This window comes from Veillonella sp. S13053-19 (assembly GCF_002959835.1).
Lineage (GTDB): Bacteria > Bacillota > Negativicutes > Veillonellales > Veillonellaceae > Veillonella > Veillonella rogosae.
This window is the reverse complement of the sequence record NZ_PPDA01000008.1, coordinates 180,341-199,918: the sequence shown is the minus strand read 5'-3', so window position 1 is coordinate 199,918 and position 19,578 is coordinate 180,341. Positions and strand designations below refer to the sequence as shown.

Sequence of the window (19,578 nt, the reverse complement as noted above, 5' to 3'; positions counted from 1 at the left end):
GCTGATTATCACAACGTAAATTTTGAAAGCAAAATAAACAAGACAACCGTGAGCGGTTACAATACAAAGTTCAAGACAATTACTAACCTCACTGAGGCTAAGGTAAACTAGACACGGAACTCTAGACCAAGGGGTCTCCCAATCTACTTTTTTGGTTATTTAATCAAAGGATTGCTGATAGTGTCTAACCTTATGAATCGTTTATGAACGATAACTATGAAATTATACTAGATTCTATACTCATCTTAATCAAGCTATTTATGTTATAGGATTGCTGTTAGAATCTAAGTCTTTCTGTTCAACATGTCGGTGATATCTTTCACCTGATGATGTAATTATAATACACGCATCCGTGTGTGTCAATAATTAAATTTTAAAATGTTTTATATTATTGCTGAATTGTAAAAGTTAAGACTAGCAACACAACATATATTGTATTGCTAGTCTCATACACTTACTATTAATACTCTGCCTCTACACGCCAAATGTCATCAACTAACCATTTGAATGGTCCCAATTTTGGTCTTAGAAATTGTGCTGCTATTCCTTCTAGTCCTGTTTGAGTTGATTTCAAGTATCCTGTTTTACACCAAATAGCAAAATGTTCACAATTATGATCAAATAGATCATAGTCACCTTTTCCAATCATCGCTCTAGCACGTTGTACAGTTTTACGTGGACCATAAAAACTTGCAGCTACATCAGAATCTTGAAAAATAGATAATAATGTATCATCTTCAGCAATATACAAGGTATCACCATCACAAAACTCGTCTATACTAGTTTCTGCAATTTTTCCATCAAATAGAGAATCTCCCTTTATATAATGGATAATTTTCTTATAACCAGCATATACACCATAATGTTGATATGTATCACCAAACAAAATATTGCTACGTTGACAAAATACAATATCACCTAATTTTAACTTTTTAGAACCCATTACTACTCTCCCATATAACAAATTATTTCTGATTATTCATATACTTGATAATATCATCTAAGGATATATCTTGATGTTTGCCACGTAATAACCTCCAAATTCGTCTTACAAGCTTATAGAGCAAATATAAACCTGACAATGGATAAAATGGATTCCGGAGATGTGGAAAAGGTCCAGGAGTAGGGCCTATAATATTTGGCCAGCTGTGTTCTTTATACACTCCATCAGGATGAACACCGGTTTTATTTCGATTAGAAGAAACATACTCTACTACATCTTCGTATAACTTAGGATCTTCCTTTTTTACACTTTCAAGAGCCTCTTTAATAATATCTGTTTTCATACTATACACCTCTATACAACGAAATAATTTTAAAATAACTAACTTACTACATGTATATTGTACAAAAGTATATGCGTGTAAAATAACGCATCAAAATATTATTTTAATAAATCAAGACCAAAAGTATTTAATAGGGCTTCTTTACAAGGTTCATTGATTTCATTAACTCCTAAATGATTTAAAATAGACTTGTAGTCTTCATTAGGTACATTATCATGGAACGCTAATTGTAAATATGTATTTGCACGTGATGAACCTACATAAACTAAACGTTTATGTAATTCATTAGTGAGGCGATTAACTAAAATATCAATTAGTAATACTGCTTTAGCTTCTAAACCTTTAAATTTACGTACTGATGTGAATAGAATACTATTTTTCTTGGGCGTAGTAGATATAGATACTCCATTTACAGCAGAAATATTTGTCAACATACTGTTAGGAACACTACTTGTAGTTAAAATTACAATGTCTTCGGGCATTACCTTATCTTGAATCATTTTTGTAACAAATTTAGTTACAATATTGCGTAATTCACTTTCATTCTTATAAAATGATCCAAGAGGTTTTATTCCAGACAATTCATTTATATAAGCGTCTTTCTTTATATCACTTAATGTTGTACCTACAGTCTTTGCTATTTCAGCAGTATTGCGACAATTTTTATATAAGACAAGACGACAATCTCCATAGGTATCTAACCAATGCGTCGACTTATGCATCATTATATACTGATTTTTATCATAGAATACGTAATAATGACCGCCCAACATATCTACTAACATAGAGATATGTTCTAGTATATGTTCATCAATATCTTGACCTTCATCAATAACTACATTTTCATATGACCATTTAAGATCATCATATTCATTTTGAAAGTACTCTATAAACTGAAGGATAATTTCAGAAATAGCATAATCAGTATTAGGCATTAACTCTTCAGCTAATGATCTAACATTATGGAATACTATATTCTCACAAGAATAATGCTCTTTCACATAAGATAATAAGAACTCATTAAAGCATAAATATAATACTTTTTTACCTTCAGCAGCTAACATTTTAGCCTTTTCAATAGCAAGCATAGTTTTACCTGTTCCTGCTGGTCCATGTATAACAGCCGTTGGCTGCTCCCGTAAAAAATGCAATATAGATGCTTGCTGTTTCGTCATCTGAATATAACTTTTTGTTGATGCAAGAGCTGTACTTGCAACAGATTCTACAATATTAAATGTAGGCATGAGAATCTTAATCATATTCTGAAAGTCATTTACAGATTGTTCTGACTCTCTAAATCCTAAATTAGATTTCCAATAGCTAAATGCCTTATCTAAAGACTCTTGTAGATTAATTAAACAATCCACGTCCAAAACTATATCCCTATTAGCTTCTAAGGGTAAAGAAACCTTATTGTGAATAGCTACTGATGGAAACCACGCAGCACGTCCTATAACAGGCATTTGCCCATTAAAATTTTTCCGTAAATAGTTTTGAATCCTAAATTGACTTTCTGCAGCTTGCCCCAAAGGATCTATAATTTTTTCTTCTTTTGTATTTCGATTCATTTGAATCCAGTTCCCATCACGGTAAGAAATCCCTCCAGCCTTTACCTCTATGGATAAAATACCTTTTTTAGGATGTAAAATAACGAAGTCTGCCTCACCTTCACTCCTGCGTTGGTTTAATTCACCTAACCATCTATATGAATGAAAAATTACATATTCATTATTTAATTTAGAGAGCGCCTCATATACGAGACGCTCTCCTTCACTACCATGGAAACTATTTATTATTGTTGGATAAAATTTTGGCATAATATCTTCTTATTTTTCAACAACAGAAATAACTTCTATTCCATATAAACTATTTGCATAACGTGATTTTACTTGATTACGTGCATCACACATATTAGAGGCAGTAACCATAGTTGCATTTACCCCATTTCGAGATGTTGATTTAGGGTCAGATTTAATTCTAAATTTTACTTGAAAACGTTTTGACATGATATACTCTCTATTAGTTGATCTTTAAGAAATAAGCTTTAATCAGTACAAGTAATAATATTCAATTTATAAACTTTCACAAAAATATATTGAATTATAACTAACATAACAATCTTCACCCGACAGTCGTGAAATAAAAATCAAGTTCTTAAGGTATACTTATATTTATAATACTAACAACTACACCATAATCACATATTCTGACTCAGATTATATATTACACTAAGTTTTCGATTTTATATCTATCAACCGATATTATTTTTCGTAGTAAAATAATTTTGTGTAAACGTCTTTTTATTCTAAAATACTAAACATATTTTGTAACTGACTAAATGTTGCACAAAATTCACGATACATTTTACTCACTTGCAAATGCGCATGCAAAATTATCTAATAATTCCATTGATGAAAACTGTTCTTTATGGCTTATTCGTCTTTTTAACTGTTTATTCCGACCTTCAATCAGATTATTGAAATATATTGAGGGCCTAATGGATTCAGGAAACTAAAAAAAAGTGAATAAATCAGTAATATCGGATAATGTATTCGTAAGCATAGGGTATTTAGACGATTACGTTTCTAAAAATTTATACAAAGCTACTTCAGCTAATTGTGTTGTATTAGCAGTTTGTGCCAATACAGAAGCTATATCATGTTTTCTAGTTAGCATACGTACCATACGAGTTATATGTTCCCAACAACGTTGAAAACGTGCTCTAAGATATATTTCCTGACAAGCTTGTTGAAATCCTTGAAAACCATCACCGACAAAAAGGAGAATGTCCTCTAGACCTCTCTGTTTTGCATGATCTAATAGTTTTTGTATGCTAAAGTACCTTCATTAGGATATATGCCATAATCGATGACATGTTTCTCACCTGCTGGTGTAATTACAATTAAATCATGAAGAGCCGCTTTTTGAGCTGTTCCACGTTTAACAGTGATGAAAGGAGTATCTAGATAGACCACAGCAAACTGTGAAGGTAATGGTCGATTATGAAACGCATATACTTCTTCTGCAATGACTTAAGTCATATTAAAAATACTTTGTGGCGAATAATAGCAACCATACATATTTTCAATAATATCAGCTATTTCACATGTAGTGATACCTTTTTGATATAACTGAATAATCATTTCTTCAAGATTACCAAAATTTCGATTGTAGGGTGTAAGTAATTTATTCTGAAATTGCCCCAATCACTCTCGAGGTATTTTGATAGTAATATTCGTATTAGTCCCCCCCACGTTACTAATATGGCCAACCATTAATTAGAATATCACTTTCTGATATAAGAAGCTCCATTTTATGTTCTTGATTTTTATATTCTACTCCAGGTTTATAAGCGCTACTTAAGAAATGAACTTTTTGATTCTTAGACCCTATCCAGTCTCGATCAGTATCATATTTCTCTTTTATAAAAATTCCATCTATAAGCAAATCTGTATATTTAAGCAACTTATTTATACTAGAATTATTCATACCTGTTAATTCTTCTAATTTATATCCCGTAAATACTAGTACTGTAAGGCCTACAGAATTAGCCCACATAGCAATTTCACTTAATCCTTCAGCTTGAAGCATGGGTTCCCCACCAATAAAAGATACTCCCTCTATATCATTTTCAAACATAGACTGTTGAATAAGGCCAATTAAATCTTTTATATCAACGATAAAAATTTTTTTTAGCTCTTGCATATCAGGATTACAACATCCAGGGCACTTTTTTTCACATCCCTGAACCCATAAAGCAAACCTTTTTCCTGGACCTTCAGCCTCCGTACAAAGTCGTATAGAGGCCAAGTTTAAATAGGACATTAGCACACCTACTTCAATATAAAATCAAATAAACATAATTCTGGTTTTTCTGGATAAAATGGTTTAATTAGAATTTCGTGATTCCTTAATATATCAGAACGTTCAAATATGAACTTTGACAACCGATCAATAATATCTGCCTCCATAACATTTAAGAGCCCTCTACCACCATTTTGCTTCCCAGCTTTCAAAGCAATAGAATGAAAGATTTTATCTTCATTATCCAATATAATCGTTGCTCCATAGCGCTCTTTCACAAAATCTTCTATTGTTTTAAACTTAATTTTTGCGATTTCAATAAAAACTTTAGGATCATCAATAAAATTAAAAGGAACAATATTATCACCTATACGATTTAATAGCTCTGGCCTCCCTAGAACTTCAATAAAATGATTTTTAACTTTCTCAACAAATTGCTTTTTTACTTCGATATTATTCATATCAGAACTAACTTCTGCAGCCCCAATATTAGAAGTAAAAATAATAATTGTTTCAGAAAAATATACTGTTTCTCCCTTTCCATCAGTAAGTCGTCCATCTTCTAATATTTGGAGAAACTTATCTAGAATCCTTCCATGTGCTTTTTCAATCTCATCAAAAAGAAGAACACTAAATGGTTTTTCTTTTATAGCATTAGTAAGTTGACCTCCAGCTTCATATCCTACATATCCAGGAGGTGCACCAACTAGCCTTTGGTCACTATGTTCATGGTTATATTCAGACATATCAAATCGTATGCATGCATTCTCATCACCAAATACAAAACTCGCTAGAGATTTTGCTAGTTCAGTTTTTCCTACACCTGTAGGGCCCACAAAAAATAGAGTTCCTTTTGGTTTTTTTTGTTTTGAAGAATGTTGTAAACCTGAAAATCCAGTGTATGCACGTATTATAACATCCTTCACCTTAGAAATAGCAAAAGCCTGACCTTTAACTCTATTCCCTAATTCCTCCTCTATTCGCTCTATCTTATCTTTTGATAATTCCTCCCAAGGACTGACTTTCTCACCATATTTAAATAAATTTATAAGTTTTTCAAATGACATTTTTTCTGAAATTTGTCGTGATAACTTCATCAGCTGAGCAATTTCTTTCAAAGAAAACCCATCTAGTGCATCAATAAGATCATCTTTAGCGGTTTTATCCGAAATAATATCTTGTGTAATATTTAAACAAGAACTATTTATGTTTATAAAATGTTCTCTTTCCTTATGCCCTGGTAATGGTATATTTACAGAACCAACCATGGAATTATTTAAATAAAATGCTGGAGGAATCATTGCATTATTATGCGCAACAATAATGACAATATTTCTAATGTCAGCAAAGTTACTGTCTAGCATATTATATGACTGCCCTGTTTCAAGAACCTTTCCCAATGTAGCCAAATAGTCTCGTTCTTTTTCCGATAAAGAATTTGCATTTCCAAATATATAATCTGAGTAATCTAATACAAAAGCAGTTTTATTAGAACTATTTTTCATAATATTTAGCATATAAGGAAAAAATTCATCTGGAGCTTTATAATGATTTCCATTTTGATTGCTATTATCAGCTAAATCATAATCACCTAAATCATAATCATTAGGACTTTCTGATTGTACAAATTGATTAGATACATCGATAAGGTCATCCGATATGCTGTAATCAATTCCATCTACTCGATCCCACTTAATTATTTGCTTATATCCCCTATCTCTTATATACGAAATAATTGTATTTATCACAGAATCAAATTTACCTGAATTCTTAGGATTGAGCATTATATCAGAAGTATTTCCAAACACTATAACTGATGACTTATACCCAATATCTCTACTGAATCGTTCTAACCATAGATTTAATTCTATATCTATCATTATGCATTTCTCCCTTCATTATTAGGTAAAGAGTTAGCATCCATTGAAAGTCTATCAGGATTCTGCCATAATACTCTTTCATCAGAAAGCTTTATAGAATATACTCTGTCAAGATCTACATTAAATTTCTCAATATCTTTTAAACATGTCATACCAACATAATTATCAAATTTATAGGCAATTTTTCCTTTTAAATCAATGTTGCAAACTGCTCTTTTACCAGATGGTTGCTTAGCAACTATTTTTACAAAATTCTTGCCATCTACTTTTACTAATTGTGGTTTTTCAACTATGAATTCTTGCCTTTTAAACTGATTTACAACTGCTAATACCATTTCTCGCCTAGTTTCTTCCGTTATAAGGGTATCATCCAAAGCATTTTCAATTTCCACAACGCTCGCCTCAATAGTATTTGTATCTAAAGCACCAGACTCTAAATCAACTCTTAATTTTCTAATTCTAGACATAAATTCTTTTGTCTTTTCTTGATCTTCAATATTTTCTTTATTAACCCTTTCTTCTACTTCACCAATAGATTGGGCCACATCTTTCTTCCGATTTTTATTAATAGTATAATTTTTCCATTCAGTAGCTTTAATTTTAGCCTCAGAAATAACATGCTCAGATTTTTCTTTTAAATCTGCAACACTTGTAAGATTTCCACTTTCAATTTCCTCTTTAAGTTCTTGCAATCCTTCTTTAGAATAATTTATTACAATTGGATTCTTAATATTTTTCAAAATTTGAAAATACTCATCCATTAATATACTGTGTTGATACTCTCTTTCAGCTCTAAGATTCTCTACTCGCATTCTTTCCAATCGTTCAAATTGCTCACGTGCACTCATCGCTAATGATGACATACTTCTAATATAAGAACCCACTTCAAAGCTAAGTTCTCTTGCCTCTTCAGGATCTACAATAAGTAAGTTTCTTAACTGAGAAAGATCTGATTCCAACCTTTTCATTTCAGAAGGAATATATGCAGATAATCCATTATTCTTCATATCTAGAAATGTCTTATAATAACGATGATAATATTCTTCCGTTGTTGCAGAAATTCTATTCAAATATATTTGTCTTTTACGTTCTAATTCTAGCTCATAAGAATATTCATTTGATCTACTCATATAACCTCCTATTTTTTCTTTTTCTTAGATTTTTTTTTGTGCCCTAAATTAGATAATTTTTCATGTTCCTTCATTAATTGAAATGAATGAAGATTTATATTTTTAATTTTGTTCGCAGTAGCAATATTTCCTAGATTAATATCATCAGTTAATAATATAGGTTCTTTTGCACAATATTTAATTGCAATGGAAAGAATCTTGTTATCATTTCGTTCCTTATCTAAATCATTTAATAATAATTCAGGATAACTCATCTCACCACTCAACAACCAATCAAAAGCATTGTAATTACTTATATTTCTAATAGCATCTCTTGCCTTATATACGATTTCCTCATCTTCAGAATTTTTCAAGCCATCCAATTCATCTAATACAACCATTGGAATAACCAATAATGCCTTACCATCATCAAACCAAGAAATCAGATTTGGCTCATTTATTAAAGAGCAAGTATCAACAATATAAACCTTATTAAATTTTATGAATGAATCATTAAAAAATATGGCTAAAGAATTTTTTAGTCCATCAATATTATTCCTCACATTAGTAAACGAATTTTTAAGATTAAGGACTTCAGTAATATCAATAATTGCATTACTAAATCTTTCTTCCTCATCTTGCCACTGTCTAACTTTGTCATACAAATTTTCTATAATATCTTTATGAGAAAGAATAAGCTCATTATATTTTTCATAGCTTACTATCTGGTATAAATCCAACTCAGGTAACATATCTTCTATTTGTAAAGATATTCTTCTCATATTAAGAATAATCCGTTCTACTATAGTGTATTCTTCAATTTCAAATAGATTTTCATCTGTAAAACGATCTATAAAAGCGACTATACTTTTCTTTGAATACAAATTCTTATGAAGTCCGCTACTAATAGCAAAATCTATAAGCGATTTCTTTATAGATTTAATAGATTTCCAAACTTCCCAAATATTTTCTAATGAATCTTGCTCTCCAATATGTCCTAAAACAATACTAATTATTTTTTTTAGTAGAGACTCATCCTGTTTAAAAATATTAATTTCAGCATACTCTGTTATTAAATCTATTGCATTCTCTATATTAGAACATTTTTCAATTATATAAAATTCATTAATAAGTAATTTTTCACTATCATCTGAAGAAATAATATTTCTACCATAATAGCTTCTACTTTTTTCATTAAATTGTTCAATTACTTTTGCCTTATCAACTATTCTTTCCTCATCAGAAATAATTTGACCAATATAATGCAAAAATAAATCTTTTAATCCATGATTATATAAAGCAAATAAAATAATATTCTCTTGATTATAATAGCTATTAACTAAATCAACTACTATCTCTTGAGTATTAAATTCTTTTTTGATGGGTATATATGCAATTGCTATTTCTCTAGATACATCTCCAGCAATTACAGTAGTGACTCCTGCTTTTATAGATTGTTTCGAACTAAAATAAACTCCATTCCCCTGTAACTCAGTATTAGGCACATAGATAACCATGTATGTGTTATTACTTTCTACCTCAAACTTACTAGAACCATAGACAAATACAATTCTAAGTTTATTCTTATTCTTCTGATAAAAATTTATATCCTTATAATATTTTGAGTGTACAAAGAATATGTCATTATTATTCTTGATAAATTCATCTATTAGAGAGTTAATGTCCGAAAGTAAAACTATTTTTTCTAATTCTTTATCAGGATTTTCAATATTTAAATGACATAAATCGTCTATCTTATCTAGGATATCGAAATCTGACTGTTCTAAAGAAATTTTATCTATACTTTCATCTTCTATGCCAGAAATTTTCCATCTCATACCCTCAAGTAATTCAACTTTTCTAGACACATTCTTCCAATATAATTTAGATTCTAATCTAGTTATAGATTTAATCTTTGTAGTAGATGTAAGCCAATGAAATTTCTTCTTTTTATTATTCTGAATTGCAAACAGCCATTCGCGAATAACCCCTTCCGGAATTTCGGCATCTTTTGATTGATCTAAATCAACTACATGTATTCCTGTAGATTCTTCTTTGTAAAAACTTGCATTTTCTTTTAATGACTTTGATATAACATCATAATAGATAGAAATGACATCTTCTGCAGCAACTCCAGGTAAAAGTCCTTTTAATTGCATTTCTTGACCTACTTCAGTCAACTTCAAATTACTCATTTCAACGGTATCAAGTTTAGTTTCATCATCAATTCCATTAATTATTATTGCACCCATATCATGAAGTGATAACAAAACGGGACGAACAAGAGAATCTGCATCGGAAATAGTAAATATCCATTCAAAAAATTTTCCTATAGATAAGCTTTCATAATCAGTAAGCTTTTGGCACTTACTAATTGCTTCTAAAATTATCCACTCAATTGCTGTAGACTTTCTTGCGGTAAAATGTGAGACTTCAATTTTATTCTGCACACAGGGATATGATAGCGTTACTTCTGTAAAATTCATCATTTACCTCCCATCTCTTTATATTCAACTACTATTTTTTCTTCAATTTCTGGAGTGATTATCTTATTACAAGTCTTAAAACAACCTTTTCTATTTAGACCCTCCATAATATTTTTGTATACTGGTGCAGTCTTAAATCCTGGCATATCCATATTAGGTAACTTAACAGACTGATTTTCATACATATGCTTTGCGCCAACAATAATCAAAAGTTCTTGAGCACGAGAAAAAGCCACATTAATACGTTCAAATGCTACTACATGTTTACTTGCATGACCTTTTCTATTATTTCGTACTAAACTAGTAATAATAATATTCTTCTCTTTTCCTTGGAATCTATCTACAGTATTAATATCTACATCAATAGACGAAAAATCAAAATAATTCTTTGCTTCTCTAAATATTTCTCTTATCTCATTAACCTGCATTTGATAGAAACTAATAACACCAACAGTTTTCTTATTCTCTTTACTATACCCTTTCTCTTTATATGAATGAGCTATTTTTTTTAGCAATTCAATAATAATATATTTCTCTAAAACATTATAATTAGAAGTACTATAATTAGGTCTCACTTCATAAATTGGACGACCACTAGGTAAGGCTGAAGAATCGACCCAATACGCATGGTTCTCAGGTTTAATAAATGTACTTCCATCTACACCTTTTATAGTTAAATCATGATTTTTTTCTAAACGTTCAACTTCTTCTGAGTTTCCGCAAGATAAACGTTGTTCATAGAATCTATTAATAATTTCCATAATGTTAGAATGCATACGATATTGAACTAATAGAGAATGCTTTATAGTCTCATTTGCTTGTTCAAAATAGTCTTTAAACAACGAAGACGTCACCATATTTTCAAATTTTTTAAAATTCTCCTTAGTTAATAATTCTTTAATTTCCTCTGGTGTATCTTCTTGACTTTCTACGAGTTCCTTATATGAACCTTCATGTTCTTTAAACATAGGCGGCAATTGTCTATGATCACCAACTAATACAGCCTTTCTAGCTTTCATCAATGGAATCAATAATTCTGGAGGAGTGGCTTTACTAACTTCATCTATAATTACAACATCAAAATCATTATATCCATTATCAGAAAGATTTTTCATATTATCAGTACAAGAAATTCCTACAACATTACATGCATTCACATATATTTGCTGATAATATTCTTGATCATACTTAAAAGAGTCTTTATCTTCCAAACGTAATTTAAACTCTCTTAAAGTCTTCTCCCAATCATCTCTTAAACTTCTATGCTCATTCAGCTTATTGAGATTTCTTTCTTTTAATTGTTTAATATATGAAATAATCTCCTCTGCATTTGTTGTATTAATTCCATACTTCTCACGTAATTTAAGGAGTGTCTGTGATTTTGATAGTTGCTGTGACTTAATTTCATTAATTTTTTCTTTAATTTCAACAATTTTACTTTCGGTAGCTTTTTTATGATTAAAAATATCGGTAGTATCAATACTTTTTCGAGAATTTATTATATTTTTTATTTTATTTAATGATAAATCAATAGACTGATCCCATTGTTTAATAATCTCAGCAAAAGTATTCGACCATTTTTCTGGATCATCATTATTAATACCTTCTATTATATTTTTATGAAGTATTATCTTTTCAGTCTCAGAAATACTTACTACCGAAGAAGAATGTTGGAGTTTATCGATTTGCAATTGGATAGTGCTAATTTTATTTATGCAGTCTCGCTTTCCTTCTTCGTCTTCATTTTTTATGCAGACCAATAAATTTTCATTTATCTCAGCTAACTGACTATTAAGAATTAAAATATCACTATCATGTCTTCTATCATCTCCTTTTGAATTTTGAATTTTTTTGTATAATCCTTTAAGAGTCTTTAGCCTCTTAGAAATAAGATACACATCATTTTGTACTTTATACAAGCCCATTTCATCAACATTTAAGCGTTCTTCAACTAAAATTATTCCTGTTTTAATTGTCCTTTCAATCAGATTATTTAACTCTTTTTCAAATATCCGTATTAAATCTTCAGACAAATAAAATTGTAAATCATTTTCACCATTAAAACATTCAACTGCTAAGCGATATTGTTCTTTATCTGCTTCTAATTTAATACTATCATCATTAATTATTTTAAGTTGTTTATTTAAACTATCTAAGTATTCTTTTGATTCAATATACTTTTTATTTACAACAGTCAACTCTTGATTTATACTTGCAAGATCCTGCTGAAATAGACTTGCATCACGAATATCTATATCATACTGAATACCATCACTTTCCATTGAGTCCCATAAATCTATCCAAGTTTTTGAAAGTTGATTTGAAAGAGCATTATAATAATACTTAAGTGCCTCATCCTCACCAAATTTATTTGTAATTTTATCGTCTACTCTTCTTTTTCTTTTACCTTTTTGTCCCAATCTAATAGCTCTAATATCCGGAGACTCTACTAACCGTTCTAAGGCATTATCAACCGCATCATTAGATTGTGAAGCGACTAAAACCCTATCCCCTCGACGTACAAATTGATAGATTGCCTCTGCAATAACAGTTGTCTTACCTGTTCCTGGAGGACCCTGTATTAAACATAAATCTGGTGCTGAAATCATTTTGCGAACAGCTTCTTTTTGGTTTTCATTATTTTCAATTCTCGGATTTAGCCACTTATCAATCTTTATATCAACTTCTTCTGGAATTCTTGCTCGTTTAACATTAAATAACCACATTGCTAAATTGGGTGAATAGGATTCATCTTTTTTCAGTTGTTCAATCGCTATTTGAAATCTTTTTATTAGGACAAAATCTCCAATCGCAGATAAAGCTAAAAATCCATCTTTATAGTAATTCCCTAAAATATTATCATATATATACTGAATGACATCTTCATCAGTCAAATTTAATTGTTTAATCTCATCCCTATCTTTATAATTAAGTTCATATGCAACTTGTACTATATAAGGATTACTATATGCATTATAAATATTTTCTATTGATACATCATTTTCATTTTCTTCATCATCATTTACACTTATAACATCATCAAAAAAATAATTCTCTGTAATATCACTATTAATGGTTTCATCTCTATTATTTTTAAGATAATACTCACTTACAATACCTCTATAGCGCCCAAGTTCAATACTCCTAAATCGCTGTCTTGTATTATTCATATCTCCCGCAAAATCAAAATGCCACGGATCTTTAGAATAACTATTATCAAAAACTTGAATATCTCTACTTAAATATTTTTTAAAAGCTTTAAATATATCCTGATTCTCAAAAACTAACCAAAAATTTAATCGCATCTGTTTTTCATCAAAACCTATTTTAAAAAATTTGCAACCATAAATTTGGCGATTAGCTAATTCTTTTTTCCAGTCCAAATACTGATTCCACTCTTCAAGTTTCTCTTCTGTATATTGAGTAAGTGAACCCGCATTTGCCAAAATATCATAAAGAAAATTCATACGAATTTTATCTGGTGTTCGATATGGTGTAGCATTAACATCAACTTCAAAGTCAAGTTGTTCTGTATCCATGACTTCAAATACTGAGTCAACTCTAAATACCTTTCCTGATATATGTCCTTTAAATAAAAGTGAAACGTTATTCGGTAAATAGTCTTCTAAAAAATCTCCAGGTGTTCTTTCTGGTCTAATGCCAAGGACCTTAATATCATATCCATTCTTATGAGTAAAAGTAAGATTTCTAATATACATTTGCTTTTGAAATCCTTCTGTAAACACTCCGTCTAAGATATTTTGCATTAAAGTTTCTGAAGGTAACTCATATAGTTTTGGAAATTTTTTAAGTAAATTTACCTGACTTGTTTTTAAACGATTTCTTCGCTCATTCTCATCATTTAAACGTATACATATATTGTAACCATGCATAGAGATATCAGAATTATCAACTTCTTCATCTTTTATATTATTTTCAACATAATCATTTACTGTATATGTTTCAGATGTATCATTTATATCATAAGTATTTTCACTATTCATATAATTATCTCTTTCATTATCTATTTCCAAAATTTTATCAGACGACTTTGGGGTACTTAAATCATTTTTTTCTTTAATAATATTTGATTTATCATCTTTTATCATATTACTTTCTGTAGCTTTAGTAATGCCAATCTCACCATTAAAAAAACTAGCTATTAATTTTACTATCCCCATAGATTTATCATTTCCCATATAATTTCTTACCAAAAAAATATATAAATTACGAAATTGTTATTTCTTTTATAACAATTTTGCATCCATTAAATTCAACTTCTTCACCACTTTGTTTACCTAAAATAGCTTGTGCAATAGGTGCTTCACAAGATAATATTCCATTATCTATATCGCCTTCTTCTGATCCTAAAATAGTATATTCACAAATATCACCTTCAAAATCAAGTTTAACAGTACTACCAATAATAACCTTAGTACCATCAAAATTTTTAAATTCATCCATATCTTCTATAATAATTGCATTTTCACAACATAGCCTTAATCGTTCTTTTTTTTGTGGCAATTCATACATAGCTTTGACACGTAATTGCATAAACTCTTGATTCTCTCTTAAATCATTGTCTCTTTTTGCACTTTCACCCATTTCTCTATTGGTTTCAATGATTTCATTATCAACATTTAAAAATTCATTATATTTAGTTTCATATCCTTTTTTACTAATAAAGTACATTTTTTCAATCCTTCTCATTAAACATCTAACACTCATTAAAATTTTACCGAACATATTTTTACCATCATATAATGATCCGCAACCCCAGTAATTTTCTTTTGTTGTTTCTTCTATTATCTCAGCATTATTAGTAAGTAATAATAAGATTCGAATATCACTATGGGACATAAATTTTCTATATACGGCTTCAAACATAATATCTAACTTTAAGTATTCCCAATGTTTTCTCAATGGATTATCTTTATCCCTACCAATTTTACTGGCTTCTTTCGGTGTTGATACATGCCGTATATTTTCGCGTAGATCTGTATTTAAAAATTTATGCGCCTGATAAAAATGCTCAACAGTTGCCCAATATTTTCCATTTTTATAAAACCCATGATTAGAATAGCTCGCTAAATAACCAAGTGGACCAAATTCTTTATAGAAATAAATAGTCATATATATCATTACCTCTGTCCAGGAACAAGATAATTGTAATTCAAATCTTGAAAAGTAAATTGATTGTCTTGTTCTAAAGAGAGACTAATTTTTGATACACGTGATATTTGTCCCTCTTTTGTAGCTGTATTCATTAATTCTAACTCTTCTATAATAATTTGATTATTATGTTCACAACTCAATCTCCATGCAACACCTTCTGTTGTCATAGTACTATTAGTTTTCCCATAATTCCGTTCATGTGTTGGTGTTAAGGGTTCATTCTCTAAACTTGTAATCCCTTTAAACTCATTAAGTGATTTACCTAAATTACAGATTATACCTGTATCAATGGTAAATTGAGGATTAAAGAAATCCGCTGGTGAATATCCCGCTAATTTTAATGCCTGTGCATATCCAGATATCATTGGAATCACTTCATCCTTAATGTATTCTGATTTTATCGAGTCTTTAATCCTATATATTTCTACTTGTTCTTCTAGATTTAAAAGTACCTGATTTACATCATCCCATGTAGCATTATTAAATTCTGAATTACGCATTAAGCCATGCTGATGCTTTACCCTAATTAATGCATTAAGAAAAAAACGCTCTGTTATAATACAACCAGATTTTTTTCTTTTATCTGTTCTAGGATAAATATTCACACCTTTATTACCATTTTCACTAATTGTAGGCGAAATCGAATAATATATACCTTCTCTATTCTTTAACATATAAGCATCTACTAAGTTCTTACTTGATAAATTAATCGCTAGTAATTGTTCTACCAACGAGTTCAGATTCATATCATTAGTGTATTCAAAACACCAAAATTTAATTGGTTTTTTATCTAGATCTATTGAATGCACAAATTGGTTTCTAATATTAGCTGCTTCAAATTGAATATTTTTATTTTGGGAAATATATATAACGTTATCAGCTAATATAATCATATGTTGATGTATATCATAAATCTTTATATCACAAATTTTTACTAATGGTTTAAATCTTAGTTCTACACACATATTTCTACGACCAGAACCTGTATAGTCATAATATGGTTTATAAATATTCAAAAAATTAGATATATCATTTATATAGTCTTCTCGACTATATTGATTAGAATTTTTATGTGCCCAACCAATAGCATAAGGGGTAAAGGATAATCTAACTCCACCAATAGCTGGTAATAGATTTCTTGAGTTAACCAAATTATGAGCTCGATTAAGTACATTATTATATCGACTAAAGCCAACAGTTGATAATCTTATTTGTACTCCTAACTCCCTATATACTATTTCAATAAAATCAGCTAAATATTCATAACTACCAATATCATTATCTAAATATGAAAAAACTACACCAATACGATGATTCGTACGTCCCCACGCTAATAAAGGTTTTTCTGTTCTATATGCTTTAACACTATATTTGATTGCAGAAACTACATTTCTAATTCTCTTAACATCCCAATACTCCATAACTGTACTAGCTTTTTTAGAGCATATTGCACAACAATTAAGGCAACCCACTTGTGGTTGAAAATGTCTCATTTGAGAGAAAAATTCTTCTGGTTGCTTAGAAAACTCTTGTACTAATAACTGACGTTCAAGATAATCACCTTCAGTAATATACAATTCATCAGATAATAGAAAATTTATTTTTTCATCCATTTATAAAATATCCTTATTTAAAATATACTTTTTATACAAATATTCAACTTGATTATCTATATCGTCTTTACCATTATCTAATACATAAGAATTTCTTAATTGGCTATCAAATTCTTTTAGGAATTTTTCTCTTTTAATTGAATCATCAAGTATTTTATCAAGTGTTGACTTTCCTCTTTTAGTTATTCTTTTTTTTCGTTCATCCTCATCTAAGTTTATAAAGATAGTCATATCAGGTTCCAATAAATTGTATGTAGAGTAGTCTAATGTAACATCTAGACCTGCTACACGATGAGACACTATAGTATCAATTAAATAACGTACACAGTATACATTTATTTTACTTATATCAATATTTTTCTTTATGTAATCAGATATATATGCAACAGATGATAAATAATATAAGTAATGTGCCATTGTCGAGGTCTTATATACACTAGTATCTATCATTTCACGACTTTCATATTCAGTTGATGGAGTATGTAAAAGAATAGATCCTTTATCTAAATTATGTAATTTTGTTGCTATCGTACTAGTCCCTGAACCATCTAACCCGGTAATAACAATAAACATAAGTCACCTCTAATTTACAAATATACTATAAATCCATAATCCTTATACAAAAACTATTTCTTGTAATATTTTACCAATAAAGTTTTATTATATACTTAAAACTTCATAAAATATTCATAAATATTTTCATTATACATTCATCTATTAAAAAGAGTGGATTTTGTTTATATATCCACCCTTTTTAATCAATAATATAATCTTGTCTACTTTATTTATATGTGTATTCTTTTATTTTCATATAATGAAATGATTAATATATTGTTCATATCTATCTTTCAATATATAGATCCGTTTTAAATTGATTTCTCTATTAATTGAATGAGCGTAATACATAACATCACATTCATAAGGACTACCAGGTAATATAGCTAACAGTTCTTCTACAGGATTTAAATCATCTACATACAAATACTCCCATTCATCTTCTAAATACACATAATACTCGAAGGAATGAGCATCACTGTAGTCAACTTTTTCTGGCAGATTTCGATCTAATAATGTAAATACATTTGTGTATATTAGTTTTAAATCGTCTGTAAAGGATCCTTTCATATAGAAGTTATTATTTAAAAAGGCTTTCATTACAAGTAATTCTTCACACCATTTTAAAAGTGGTACTACTTCTACATCATAGATATTAAGAATTCTTTGGTCATGTTCTTCTAAAGCTTCTTCTAGGTTACGTTTTACCTTTTCTTCAGCTTCATCTCTAGAACCACTTTCAGAGGAAATAAAAATTTTCATCAATGCAGCGCATTCGGATGCTTTTCGAGTTATTTCGATCTCACGCAGTTTTAGCTCCTCATTAATAACAGTAATATAGGTATCTATATCTCCCCAGATATCAATTACCCAATTTTTGAAAGTTTCCTTATTAGTAAAAGCATCATTAATTTCTTTGTGATATTTTTTTAATCCTTTTACCTCCCACTCGGCATGTAAACGATCATAGCGATCATCAAAATCTTCATCTTCTCTTGGTACTTCTAGTTTTGCTTTTTCAATTTCTTCTTTGATGTCTTCAACAGTAATAATGTTTTCTTTTAAAGTTTCCATAGTTAATCTCCTATACAACATAATACAAACAAAAGCTTTGGGATTGACTATAGTATATCTAAGATAATACGTATTTTTTTACACATAAAAAGCCGCCCAACGTCAGTTGAGCGGCTTTCACCATTCTATTTAGAATCGTATTTAGTTTACATAGTCCCAGTGCTACCAATACCACCTGTACGAATGCCTGTAGCATCGTCATCGTTAGTGATAAGGTATTTAGAGAAAATGCCTTGGGCTACGCGTTCGCCTTTTTCAAGGGAAACTGTTTCTTTACCATAATTGAGTAGAGCGATCATAATATGACCTTCGTTTTCCTCATTATTATAGTAATCGCTATCGATGATACCTGTGCTATTTACGAGTGCTAGATGGCGCTTAATAGCCATGCTAGAACGAATGTGAATGGCAAGGTATTCATCGTATGCCATAAAAGCTTTAATACCTGTTGGCACTAATACTACTTGACCTGGTTCTAAAGTAACAGCTTCAGCGCATTCAATATCATAACCTGCGCTTTCTGTTGTTTTACGTGTCGGTAAATTGATATCTTGTTCTTCAAAAGCAGAAACTACTTCAAAGCCACGAATATCCAT

The 19,578-nt window shown here is 29.7% G+C and carries 14 protein-coding genes and 2 pseudogenes; all 16 read right to left on the bottom strand.

Features of this window, described 5'->3' with window-relative positions:
• Positions 1-460: 460 nt before the first annotated feature.
• The gene (locus VEHSUH06_RS04365; RefSeq protein ID WP_105097911.1) at positions 461-943 is read right to left on the bottom strand and encodes a lecithin retinol acyltransferase family protein; all 483 of its coding nucleotides are present in this window, start codon (positions 941-943) and stop codon (positions 461-463) included.
• Positions 944-965: 22 nt separating this feature from the next.
• Positions 966-1,286 carry a hypothetical protein gene (locus tag VEHSUH06_RS04360; RefSeq protein WP_105097910.1) on the bottom strand — a complete coding sequence of 107 codons (321 nt, stop codon included), beginning with the start codon at positions 1,284-1,286 and terminating at the stop codon, positions 966-968.
• Positions 1,287-1,384: 98 nt separating this feature from the next.
• On the bottom strand, positions 1,385-3,103 hold the full coding sequence (locus VEHSUH06_RS04355) for a nuclease-related domain-containing DEAD/DEAH box helicase (RefSeq protein ID WP_105097909.1): 1,719 nt from the start codon (positions 3,101-3,103) through the stop codon (positions 1,385-1,387).
• A 9-nt stretch (positions 3,104-3,112) separates the two neighbouring features.
• Positions 3,113-3,292: a hypothetical protein gene (locus tag VEHSUH06_RS04350; RefSeq protein ID WP_105097908.1), complete on the bottom strand. Its 180-nt coding sequence runs from the start codon at positions 3,290-3,292 to the stop codon at positions 3,113-3,115.
• 688 nt (positions 3,293-3,980) lie between these two features.
• Positions 3,981-4,073 (bottom strand): annotated as a pseudogene (locus tag VEHSUH06_RS10930) (hypothetical protein); the annotation flags it as partial.
• 29 nt (positions 4,074-4,102) lie between these two features.
• Positions 4,103-4,492: pseudogene (locus VEHSUH06_RS10885) on the bottom strand (transposase).
• 52 nt (positions 4,493-4,544) lie between these two features.
• Positions 4,545-5,111, bottom strand: coding sequence for a 4Fe-4S single cluster domain-containing protein (locus VEHSUH06_RS04335; RefSeq protein WP_105097905.1), 567 nt, complete (start codon positions 5,109-5,111; stop codon positions 4,545-4,547).
• An 8-nt stretch (positions 5,112-5,119) separates the two neighbouring features.
• Positions 5,120-6,970, bottom strand: coding sequence for an AAA family ATPase (locus VEHSUH06_RS04330; protein WP_105097904.1), 1,851 nt, complete (start codon positions 6,968-6,970; stop codon positions 5,120-5,122).
• Positions 6,970-8,100 (bottom strand): hypothetical protein, encoded by a 1,131-nt coding sequence (locus VEHSUH06_RS04325; RefSeq protein WP_105097903.1) that lies wholly within the window; start codon positions 8,098-8,100, stop codon positions 6,970-6,972. The genes VEHSUH06_RS04330 and VEHSUH06_RS04325 overlap by 1 nt, the downstream gene beginning before the upstream one ends.
• A gap of 8 nt (positions 8,101-8,108) precedes the next feature.
• Entirely contained in the window at positions 8,109-10,565 is a 2,457-nt protein-coding gene (locus VEHSUH06_RS04320; RefSeq protein WP_105097902.1) for a PIN domain-containing protein, read from the bottom strand.
• Positions 10,565-14,764, bottom strand: coding sequence for a DEAD/DEAH box helicase (locus VEHSUH06_RS04315; protein WP_199179725.1), 4,200 nt, complete (start codon positions 14,762-14,764; stop codon positions 10,565-10,567). Before VEHSUH06_RS04315 ends, VEHSUH06_RS04320 begins: the two co-directional genes overlap by 1 nt.
• Before the next feature lie 28 nt (positions 14,765-14,792).
• On the bottom strand, positions 14,793-15,698 hold the full coding sequence (locus VEHSUH06_RS10705) for an NADAR domain-containing protein (protein ID WP_158251714.1): 906 nt from the start codon (positions 15,696-15,698) through the stop codon (positions 14,793-14,795).
• Between the two features lie 8 nt (positions 15,699-15,706).
• Positions 15,707-17,353, bottom strand: coding sequence for a hypothetical protein (locus tag VEHSUH06_RS04305; protein ID WP_105097901.1), 1,647 nt, complete (start codon positions 17,351-17,353; stop codon positions 15,707-15,709).
• Positions 17,354-17,926 carry an AAA family ATPase gene (locus VEHSUH06_RS04300; protein WP_105097900.1) on the bottom strand — a complete coding sequence of 191 codons (573 nt, stop codon included), beginning with the start codon at positions 17,924-17,926 and terminating at the stop codon, positions 17,354-17,356.
• Between the two features lie 234 nt (positions 17,927-18,160).
• Positions 18,161-18,982: a hypothetical protein gene (locus VEHSUH06_RS04295; protein WP_105097899.1), complete on the bottom strand. Its 822-nt coding sequence runs from the start codon at positions 18,980-18,982 to the stop codon at positions 18,161-18,163.
• Between the two features lie 146 nt (positions 18,983-19,128).
• Positions 19,129-19,578: a dUTP diphosphatase gene (gene dut, locus VEHSUH06_RS04290; protein ID WP_054747232.1), complete on the bottom strand. Its 450-nt coding sequence runs from the start codon at positions 19,576-19,578 to the stop codon at positions 19,129-19,131.